At 53.1% G+C, this 9,448-nt stretch carries 8 protein-coding genes and 1 pseudogene; 8 read left to right on the top strand and 1 reads right to left on the bottom strand.

Annotated features, from left to right (window positions below):
- Both ACTH5D_RS16215 and ptsP read left to right on the top strand, forming a co-directional pair.
- Positions 1-273 (top strand): annotated as a pseudogene (locus ACTH5D_RS16215) (RNA pyrophosphohydrolase); the annotation flags it as partial.
- A gap of 63 nt (positions 274-336) precedes the next feature.
- Entirely contained in the window at positions 337-2,598 is a 2,262-nt protein-coding gene (gene ptsP, locus ACTH5D_RS16210) for a phosphoenolpyruvate--protein phosphotransferase (RefSeq protein WP_441673031.1), read from the top strand.
- Between the two features lie 11 nt (positions 2,599-2,609).
- Here the strand turns inward: ptsP and ACTH5D_RS16205 are convergent, their stop codons facing one another.
- Complete coding sequence (locus ACTH5D_RS16205) at positions 2,610-3,395, bottom strand: NRDE family protein (RefSeq protein WP_441673029.1); 786 nt, start codon at positions 3,393-3,395, stop codon at positions 2,610-2,612.
- Between the two features lie 126 nt (positions 3,396-3,521).
- Here ACTH5D_RS16205 and ACTH5D_RS16200 point away from each other — a divergent pair, with 126 nt between their 5' ends.
- From ACTH5D_RS16200 to ACTH5D_RS16175, 6 genes are all read left to right on the top strand, one after another.
- The gene (locus ACTH5D_RS16200; protein WP_441673027.1) at positions 3,522-4,727 is read left to right on the top strand and encodes a response regulator; all 1,206 of its coding nucleotides are present in this window, start codon (positions 3,522-3,524) and stop codon (positions 4,725-4,727) included.
- A gap of 98 nt (positions 4,728-4,825) precedes the next feature.
- A complete protein-coding gene (gene lgt, locus ACTH5D_RS16195; RefSeq protein ID WP_441673025.1) occupies positions 4,826-5,629 on the top strand; it encodes a prolipoprotein diacylglyceryl transferase in 804 nt (267 codons plus the stop codon).
- 148 nt (positions 5,630-5,777) lie between these two features.
- Entirely contained in the window at positions 5,778-6,551 is a 774-nt protein-coding gene (locus tag ACTH5D_RS16190) for a thymidylate synthase (RefSeq protein ID WP_441673033.1), read from the top strand.
- Positions 6,548-7,078 carry a dihydrofolate reductase gene (locus ACTH5D_RS16185; RefSeq protein WP_441673023.1) on the top strand — a complete coding sequence of 177 codons (531 nt, stop codon included), beginning with the start codon at positions 6,548-6,550 and terminating at the stop codon, positions 7,076-7,078. The genes ACTH5D_RS16190 and ACTH5D_RS16185 overlap by 4 nt, the downstream gene beginning before the upstream one ends.
- Positions 7,079-7,098: 20 nt before the next feature.
- A complete protein-coding gene (locus tag ACTH5D_RS16180; protein ID WP_441673021.1) occupies positions 7,099-7,902 on the top strand; it encodes a ProQ/FINO family protein in 804 nt (267 codons plus the stop codon).
- A 263-nt stretch (positions 7,903-8,165) separates the two neighbouring features.
- On the top strand, positions 8,166-9,287 hold the full coding sequence (locus ACTH5D_RS16175; protein WP_441673019.1) for a porin: 1,122 nt from the start codon (positions 8,166-8,168) through the stop codon (positions 9,285-9,287).
- Positions 9,288-9,448 lie beyond the last annotated feature (161 nt).

Genomic DNA, 9,448 nt, shown 5'->3' with positions numbered 1-9,448 from the left:
CGTATGGTTCGCACACATTCGCGTCCGGTCTGTATAGGCCAGAAGCAGAAGTGGTTTTTACTTAAAATTCGTTGCCAGGAAAGCCAAATATGTATGACGGCTACCCCAACGCCCGAGTTTGATGGTTGGCGCTGGGTCAGCTATTGGTATCCGCTAGGGCAAGTGGTGCCTTTTAAACGAGAGGTCTATCGGCGTGCGCTGCGGGAGCTGTCTCCCCGCGTTCAGCGCCTGGCACAGGATGAAGAATGGGGCGACTGCTGGCTGCCACACTAGGGTGGCGCGAGTCTGCCAAGAAATTCCTCAGCGAGGCAAATAACAGTGAAAGGTAAAACGTCCATGCTTGAGGTGCTGCGCCGTGTTATTCAGGAAGTGAATAGCGCGCGTACCCTTGATGCCGCGCTGTCTACGATGGTACGCCGAATCCGTAAAGCGATGCAGACCGATGTGTGCTCCTTCTACCTTTATGATAAAGCGCTTGATTCACTTATATTGATGGAAACCATTGGCCTGCGCACTCAGGCAGTGGGGCATGTCGTATTGCCGTTAGGTGAAGGCCTGGTTGGCTTAGTGGCCAAGCGTAGCGAGCCGCTTAATCTTGAAGATGCCCAGACTCATCCGCAGTTTCGCTATTTTGAATCTACGGGCGAAGAGCGCTATTCAAGTTTCTTAGGCGTGCCGATCATTCACCAGCGTCATATGCTGGGCGTATTGGTCGTTCAGCAGGCTGAAAAGCGCAGCTATGATGATGAAGATGAAGCCTTTCTGGTCACGATGGCCGCCCAGTTGGCTGGCGTGCTGGTGCATGCCTTGGCAACCGGTAATCTAATGCGCCCGGCGCTTGCGGGTGGCCAGGCAGTGTTTAAAGGCGTTGCGGCATCGCCAGGCATGGCCATGGGTGAAGCGGTGGTCATTACTCCGCCAGCGGATCTGAACAGCGTGCCGGATCTCGTCCCTAGCGATCAGGATTACGAAGTTGCTCGCCTGAAAGAGGCCATTGGCAAAACCCGTAGCGAAATCCGCGCGGCGGCCGAACGCTTAGCAAGCCGCATATCGGTTCAAGAATTGGCGCTATTTGATGTTTATCAGCAGATGCTTGGCGAAGCGGCGCTAGCCGATGAAGTTGAAAAGCGTATTCGTGAAGGGCAGTGGGCGCCGGGTGCTCTGGCCGATGTAGTGCGTCGTCACGTGCAGTATTTAGAGCGAGTTGACGATAACTACCTGCGTGAGCGCGCGGCAGATATTCGTGATCTAGGGCGCCGCGTGCTTGCACATCTGCAGGAAGACACACCCTCTACGCCGGAAACCTATCCCGATAATGCCATTTTAGTGGGTGATGAAATTAGCGTCGCTATGCTGGGCGAAGTTCCTCGCGATAAGCTTAAAGGGCTGGTGTCAGTGCGTGGCTCCAGCACCTCTCATGTGGCAATTGTCGCCCGCGCGATGGGTATTCCCACCGTGCTAGGTATGGTGGATTTGCCGCTGCCGCGCCTAGGCGGAGCGCCCGTAGTGTTAGATGGCCATCGCGGCCGCTTGTTTGTGCGCCCAGCGCCCGAGCTGACCGCGCGCTACGCAAGCTTGATTGCTGAAGAGAAGGCGCTTAGCGAGTTTCTGGAGCATGAGCAGGATTTGCCCAGCGTAACGCCCGATGGTTATACCATGCCGCTCATGGTCAATACCGGGCTTGCGGTAGATGCTACCGCGCTGCTGAAAAGTCGCATAGGCGGCGTAGGCCTTTATCGTACCGAAGTGCCTTTTATGATTACCGAGCGCTTCCCCGGCGAAAAAGAACAGACTCGTCTTTACCGCGACCAGTTAGAAGGCTTTGCGCCGCTGCCAGTCGTTATGCGTACGCTGGATATCGGTGGCGATAAAGATTTGCCCTATTTCCCGATTGAAGAGGCTAACCCGTTTCTTGGCTGGCGCGGTATGCGCGTCACGCTGGATCACCCGGAAGTGCTGATGGTACAGCTGCGCGCCATGCTAAAAGCATCGGTGGATCTGGATAATCTCTACGTTCTGTTTCCGATGATCACCAACGTAGAAGAAGTAGATGAGGCGTTGCGCCTGCTGGACCGCGCTATTTTGGAGCTAGGCGAGGAAGGTATCAGCGTCATCCGGCCTCAGGTGGGAGTAATGATCGAAGTGCCTGCGACCATTTATCAAATGGATGCCCTGGCCAAGCGTATCGATTTCTTCTCCGTGGGTAGCAACGACCTTACTCAGTATTTGCTGGCGGTGGACCGCAATAATCCACGGGTATCCAGCCTTTACGATGCGCTGCATCCCGCGCTGCTGGGCGCCTTGCAGGAGCTTTCCCACGATGCTCAGCGGCTCAATAAGCCTATTTCGCTATGCGGTGAGTTGGCCGGTGACCCGGCCGGGGCGCTGTTGTTGATGGCGATGGGCTTTACTAGCCTTTCCATGAATGCGCCTAGCCTGCCTAAAGTGCGCGCAGCCATCCGCCGAGTGCCGATGACGGATGCCCAGCAGCTGCTCAAAGAAGTCATGACGTTGGATACGCCTGCCTTGGTGCATGCGCATCTTGAGAACCGTCTAGACGAGTGGCAACTATCGCATCTGATGCCGCCGCGAGACTAGAAAGGGCGTCATCACACGCCGCCGCTGCGTAGCGCTAGGGAGGTTTTACCTTCATTGCGCCCCAGCGGCCCAAAGCGCTGCTCAGTGATGTCGATATTGCCTTGGTCATCAAGCGTGAGCCACGACGTGGCGCGTGTGCCGTAGCGCTCGCCTACAATAAACGCAGCGGAGAGTTGGCGTTCTAGCGCAAGGCCTACCCCCGTATCGGGTAGTTCTTCGCTAGCGGCTTCTTGCGGGTTTTGCATCGCTTGTTGAACGCCGATGGACCAATCTTCCGAGGAGTTGTTTTCAAGTGCGCTTTTGAGTGCGCTGCGTACATGCAATAGCTTAGGCCACGGTGAGTTAAGGTTGGCATTGGATAAGCCGTGCACGCCAGGGGGCACTTCATTGAGCGTAAGGTGCTCTTGGCTACGATGCAGGAGCCAAAGGCGCTGCGGTGTTGCTACGAGCAAATTAAATCCCGCATAGCGTAAAGCATCGCCTTGGCTGAGCGCTGTTAGCCACACGTCAATATCATTACATTTCAGGGCATCCGCCACTAACTCACCTCGACTTGGCGCGCCGAGCGGTACGACGAGCTGAGGGTCACGGACATTGGTTAAAGCGGCCACTACGCCGCCTCGCCTGGCCGCCAGCCAAGAGCCGCCAGCCTCTAAATCGCGCCCGCCTGCAACGTCAGCGCTTGCTTCCCAGTAGCCAAGTGGTGCGGTGGGCCGCGCGTGGAACTCATCGCGATTGCCGATGAGATGTAGCGGCATGGAGGTGCTGGGTTGCCAAGCGAACGTAATTAAGCACATAGCGTAAACTCACAGATCAAAAAGTAAAAAGCGTTCAGTCAACGGCCTGCATGACAGTAGCGAAGTGTAGACGTACACTTAGGCCGGTATCATTATCACAGGCCGTATGGCCATCAGGAAGGCGAGATGACGCAACGCTATCAAAGGGAGCATTTTTGGGAAGCTATTATATGGCCGTTCCTTTGGCCACTGTTGTTTTTACAAGCAGCGCTAATGTTCCTGTGCCTCGCCGTAGCGTCGATGGTGTGGTGGATGTCGCCAAGCTATGTGTCATGGAGCACTATGCTCTGGCTGGCATTAGCAATGCTGATCGGCAGTAGTTTGAATGTCGGTGCTTTCCTGATGCTGATTAAAACCCGTGCACGGCGTAAAGATAGCCGCTTTATGCAAGAGCTTGCTGAGCTTGAGCGGCACAGTCAGGCGCTATTCGTCACGGCGTCACGTTCGCTGCCAGAGTGTCGGCGCGCGCCACTTAAGGCTGCCGACGAGTCTCAACTCCCGCTTCAGCGCTTAGCCAGCGTTAATGAAGTATTAGCCGAGATTGAACGCTGTATTGTCTGCTCACAAACCGCCAGTGCCGCCGCTCAACAGACACAGCAAGAGCATGAACATTCGCTATTGGACGATATTCAGCATCAGCAGCGCCAGTTGAAGCATCTAATGGCTGGACGTGAGCGGGCGCGCGAAGAATCGCGGTTAAAGTCTGGCTACTTAGCGCTGCTGCAGAATGAGACTGATAAGCTATTCGAGTATCTGAATACGACAGCTGAGCAGAATTTGACTAATGGCTGCCGACAGTGGGTGTTTGATGTGCGTGAGCGCCTTTCAGATATTCGGTCACTGCTCGCTAGTCTGGCGCTTCAAAATGCTGGCAACGATAAAAGTGGCCAGCAGGGTAATCAGCCTATGCTTGATACCGATGCGCCGCAGCGACATTTGCGCGTGCTAGTCGTCGATGATGGGCCGGTTAATTTGATGTTGGCGAGTCAAATACTGGAGGCCCGAGGGTTGCAGGTGGAAGGCGTAAGCAGTGGGGAAGTGGCGCTTGAGCGCCAGCAAAGCGCTATGTTTGATTTAGTATTTATGGATATTTTTATGCCTACGCTAGATGGGCTCGAAACGAGCCAGCTCTGGCGCGATTATGAGCGTACACATGAGTGCGGTAGAAGTGTGCTGGTAGCGCTAACGGCTAATGCCGACAATGCAGGGCGCGAAGCCTGCCTAGCAGCCGGTATGGATGACCTGCTAGCAAAGCCGTATCAGCCAGAAACACTGCTCAATATGATCGTGCACTGGTTTCCTGGCACGATAAACGTGGATGCTTCTACATGACCCCTGGCAGCCGGTTTTACTGGGGTAGCCGTGCGGCCCTGTCTGTTATATCAACGGCCCTCAATAATTGATCCTTTTAGTCAGCTTAGAGAGTGTAAATGATTAACTACCCGACGATTGACCCCGTGGCTATCTCCTTGGGCCCACTGCAAGTGCATTGGTATGGCTTGATGTACGTAGTGGGTTTTGTAGCGGCCTGGTGGCTTGGCTGCCGGCGCGCATCGCGCTTAGGTCTCAATAATGATGATATCGGCGACTTACTGTTCTATTGTGCGATAGGTGTCGTCGCGGGTGGGCGTTTGGGCTACGCGTTATTTTACGGATTGGGGCAGTGGTCAGCCGATCTTCTGTGGATTTTCCGCGTGTGGGATGGCGGGATGAGTTTTCACGGTGGGCTGCTCGGCGTATTGCTTGCGGCCTGGATATTCGCAAGACGAAAAAAATTGGCGTTTCTAACGCTGACAGACTTCATCGCGCCGCTAGTGCCGATTGGTTTAGGTGCGGGGCGTATCGGTAATTTTATTAATCATGAGCTGCCTGGGCGTTTAACGTCGCTGCCCTGGGGCATGCCATTTCCAGGTATGGGGCCTGAGCCGCGTCATCCCTCTGCGCTTTATGAGGCGATACTGGAAGGAGCGGTGCTCTTCGCGATTTTGTGGTGGGTTTCTGCCAAGCCAACCGCGCGCGGATTTATCTCAGGCATGTTTTTAGTCTGCTACGGCGTTTTCCGCTTTATGGTCGAGTTTGTTCGCCTGCCTGATGCCCATATTGGGTTTATTGCTTCCGATTGGGTCACGATGGGCATGTTGCTAACGTTGCCGATGATGGCATTAGGGCTATTGATCATCGCCTGGTCACGCTCCCAGCCAGTTGATGTTCAAATACCGAGTGCCAATAGATAAGTATTAGCTGGTTGAGTAAAGGCGAAGGGTTATCTTCACATTGCCCCTTATGGCCTCTCCACCTAAAATGAACCGCTATATCGCCTGTTAATTTGGAAATTCTGTGACTGCTATAACGCCCGCGCTAGAGCAACCCTATTTAGACTTGATGCAGACCGTTTTAGAGCACGGCGTTGACCGCCATGACCGCACCGGCGTAGGCACTCGCTCCGTGTTTGGCCATCAGATGCGCTTTGATTTGTCACGTGGCTTTCCGCTGCTGACGACTAAGAAGCTGCACCTACGCTCTATTATCCATGAGCTTCTGTGGTTCTTGAAAGGCGACACTAATATTGCTTACCTAAAAGATCACGGCGTGCGGATATGGGACGACTGGGCAGATGAAAACGGTGATCTGGGCCCCGTTTACGGCTATCAATGGCGTAGCTGGCCTGACCCTAAGGGCGGTAGCGTTGACCAAATCGCTAAAGTGTTAGCGCAAATTCGCACGACGCCCCAGTCGCGCAGGTTGATTGTGTCTGCCTGGAACCCCGCTCAAGTAGATGAAATGCAGCTGCCGCCGTGTCACTGCCTTTTCCAATTTTATGTGGCAAACGGAAAGCTGTCGTGCCAACTCTATCAGCGCAGCGCTGATATTTTCTTAGGTGTTCCGTTTAATATCGCCAGCTATGCACTGTTGCTAACGATGGTGGCTCAGGTGGCAGGCCTTCAGCCCGGTGAGTTTATTCATACGCTGGGCGACGCTCACCTGTACAGTAATCATATGGAACAGGCGCAAGCACAGCTGACCCGCACGCCGAAGGCAGCACCGCAGCTGGTGCTTAATCCAGAGATAAACGACTTGTTTGCGTTCCGATTTGAAGATATCCAAATTGACGCATACGAGGCACACCCTCACATCAAAGCGAAGGTGGCGGTATGAGCAATAACGTCGACCCATTAGTGCCGGTAGCTATGATTGTCGCTATGGCGCGAAATAGGGTAATTGGCGTAGAGGGTAAACTGCCCTGGTATTTGCCTGAAGATTTAAAGTTCTTCAAACGTATGACACAGGCAAAGCCGTTGGTGATGGGGCGCAAAACGTTTACATCGATTGGCAAAGCGCTGCCGAATCGGCTCAATGTTGTGGTAACACGTAATGCTGAGTTTGTTCACGAAGGCGTGCGTGTTTGTCATGATCTGCCAGCAGCACTTGTACTAGCCGACCAGCATGCCACCATTGAGGCAGCAGAAGAGATTATGGTGATGGGGGGCGGCGAGATTTATCGCCAGGCGTTACCCTTTGCTCAGAGGCTCTATATAACAGAAGTGGCTTGTGACGTAGAGGGTGATGTCACATTTCCGGAAATTGATGGCCGGGTGTGGCGCGAAGTGCAGCGCGTAGCGGGGCAGCCAGCGGAAGGGCAGCCACACTACGATTTCGTCGTCTACGAGCGCACCGCCGACTGATAAGGTCAAAGGAGAAGGCTATGGCCGCCAGCTTAATAACTATGCTAGATGATTTAGAACAGCGTCTTGAGAGCACCCAAGCTGAGCTACAGGCCCTGCGTCAGGAAAATCAGCGCTTAAAGCAGCTGGTAGACAACAATGCGCTACCGCAGGGCGAGCCAAGTGCGGCAACGTCCCAGAATTCTCCTGCAGCCGAAGCAGCCGCTGCCACTGAAGGCAGTGCAATAATTGAAGAAGCTGAAACTGAAGCTGAAGCTGAAGAAGTTGAAAATCCCACAGAAGCGTCATCAAATGATCCGTCTGAAGAGCGGGTAAGCAGTGAAGCCTCAGATGAAGCGCAAAAAAATGAATCATCGTCACCCCAGTCTGCCGCCGTAGCGCCGCAAGCACCTTCCCCACACGCGCTACTTAATGAATGGTACGAGCGCTACCCGAAAGCGTTCTTCAAAGGCCATACTAAGCCGCTGAAAGTAGGCATTCATCAAGATTTAGCTGAACGGGAAGCATGGCCGAGTAAACTTGTACGCAGAGCTTTGGCGAACTATGTTAATCTGCCGCGCTATATAAAAGCAGTCCGAGCAGGCGCTGAACGGGTTGATTTAGATGGGCAATCTGCGGGCAATGTGGATAAGCAAGCGGCACTGCATGCATCAGAAAAACGCGGTGAGCCACAAAAGAAAGCGCAATCTAAATCCACGCCGACAGTTGAAAAAAATCGCCAGAAGGCGGTTAAACAGCCTGATGTGGAAAAACACGAGCCCAGTAGCACGCTTAGTTTGGAGGACAAATTGTTAGGTCTGCAGCAGAAGTTTAAAGGCGGCTGAGACCGGGCGGCGGTGCAGGGGTTCCATAAAAAAGTGCAAATAGTAAAGAAACACTGTTTTTTTCTATTGCGTTCCCTGGAATCCCAGTATAGAGTTTGTTCTGCGAGCATTGGACTATAACAAGGCTTAGTTGAGGACATGCCGCATACCACCGGGAAAAACCGGCGGATGAGAAAAGAGCATGGCCCGCAAAAGCCACCTGCCGGCTTAATGAAGTCGAGCAGTAACGATCGAAACAGTATACGAGTTAAGGAACTTACATCATGAAAAAAACACTTTTAGCGACTGCTATCGTTGGTGCCTTGGGTGCCTCTGCTGCAGCACAAGCAGCAACTGTATATGACCAGGACGGTACTCGACTTGATATCTACGGCCGTATCGCCATGGGTATTGCTGGTGGTGGTCCTGAGTATAACGATGCCGGTCAGCGCATTGATGACGGTGTGGAGTTTGTAGATGTTTACTCACGCCTTGGGCTGCGCCTGAGCCACGAAGTTTCTCGTGACCTGACGGCTTTCGGTCGTCTTGAGTGGCGTTTCCGTGCTGATGAGTCTGGTAACCGCAACGGTAACGACTTCTCTGCATTTTCTGAGACTCGCCAAGCGTATTTAGGTCTACAGAGCGACCAGTTCGGTACTTTCCAAGCGGGTAACTTTGACAGCTTCTATAATCAGTTTGTTTCACAGCCATTTGACTGGCAGATCGATCGTGGCCTAGAGTTTGCTGGCCATCCAAAGCAGTCGCGTGGCGACTCTATCGGTTACTACACGCCTGACCTCCAAGGTTTTACTGCCTTCTTGCAGTTGAAACACTACAGTGAGCGCGGTCTGCTTGAAGCTAACCAGCCGGATGGCGTTGTACTCGATGGCCCAGGTGTTGTGTCTGGTGAAGGTTCAGTACTTGCACCACAAGGTGGTGTTCGCTACGCACAAGGCCCTGTGACTGTTGGTCTAGGCTTTGTTGAAGATGTGAAGCGTGGCGGCGGTAACGGCGAAATGCTGTATGGCCTGATCGGTTCTTACGATTTCACTGACCAGTTCTCTGCGCGTCTTGGTTATGAAACGCGTGACAACAACCGCGGCTACGATCTGCGTACTGCGAATGACGAAAATGGCTATGATAAAGTTGGCGTTGGTGCTACCTTCGTCACTGGCCCATGGGCGTTCTCAGGTGACTTCTACAACATTGAGCGCAAAGGCGAAGAGACAAGCAAATCTTGGTCATTGGGTAGTTATTACAACGTTTCTAGCAGCTTCGACGTATTCCTAGAAGTAGCTGATGCTGATGCATCTAACCGCATCAACAGCGACACCAATCTGGGTGACGTAGTTGGCGACCTGACTGACGAAGTATACTGGCTGACAGGCGCTCGTTACCACTTCTAAGCCTGGTTTAATCACCTTGCTTTAAGAAGGGTAACTGCCTAGCAGAACCAATAGAACCGGCCTCTTATGAGGCCGGTTTTTTTGTATATATGAAAGGCTGTAAAGTAGATGTTAGTGACACTTAAAGGCTGTAATATCTTCCCTATCTTAAAGTTATGATA

This window comes from Halomonas sp., assembly GCF_052095695.1.
In the GTDB taxonomy this organism is placed as follows: domain Bacteria; phylum Pseudomonadota; class Gammaproteobacteria; order Pseudomonadales; family Halomonadaceae; genus Vreelandella.
The sequence above is the reverse complement of the archived record's forward strand: the minus strand, read 5'-3'. Positions and strand labels throughout refer to the sequence as shown.

What these genes read in the sequence shown, in the direction of transcription:
- ACTH5D_RS16200 (WP_441673027.1), top strand. Translation starts at nt 3,522, where the DNA reads ATGACGCAACGCTATCAAAGGGAGCATTTTTGGGAAGCTATTATATGG.
- ACTH5D_RS16190 (WP_441673033.1), top strand. Translation starts at nt 5,778, where the DNA reads ATGCAGACCGTTTTAGAGCACGGCGTTGACCGCCATGACCGCACCGGC.
- ACTH5D_RS16185 (WP_441673023.1), top strand. Translation starts at nt 6,548, where the DNA reads ATGAGCAATAACGTCGACCCATTAGTGCCGGTAGCTATGATTGTCGCT.
- lgt (WP_441673025.1), top strand. Translation starts at nt 4,826, where the DNA reads ATGATTAACTACCCGACGATTGACCCCGTGGCTATCTCCTTGGGCCCA.
- ptsP (WP_441673031.1), top strand. Translation starts at nt 337, where the DNA reads ATGCTTGAGGTGCTGCGCCGTGTTATTCAGGAAGTGAATAGCGCGCGT.
- ACTH5D_RS16180 (WP_441673021.1), top strand. Translation starts at nt 7,099, where the DNA reads ATGGCCGCCAGCTTAATAACTATGCTAGATGATTTAGAACAGCGTCTT.
- ACTH5D_RS16175 (WP_441673019.1), top strand. Translation starts at nt 8,166, where the DNA reads ATGAAAAAAACACTTTTAGCGACTGCTATCGTTGGTGCCTTGGGTGCC.
- ACTH5D_RS16205 (WP_441673029.1), bottom strand. Translation starts at nt 3,395, where the DNA reads ATGTGCTTAATTACGTTCGCTTGGCAACCCAGCACCTCCATGCCGCTA.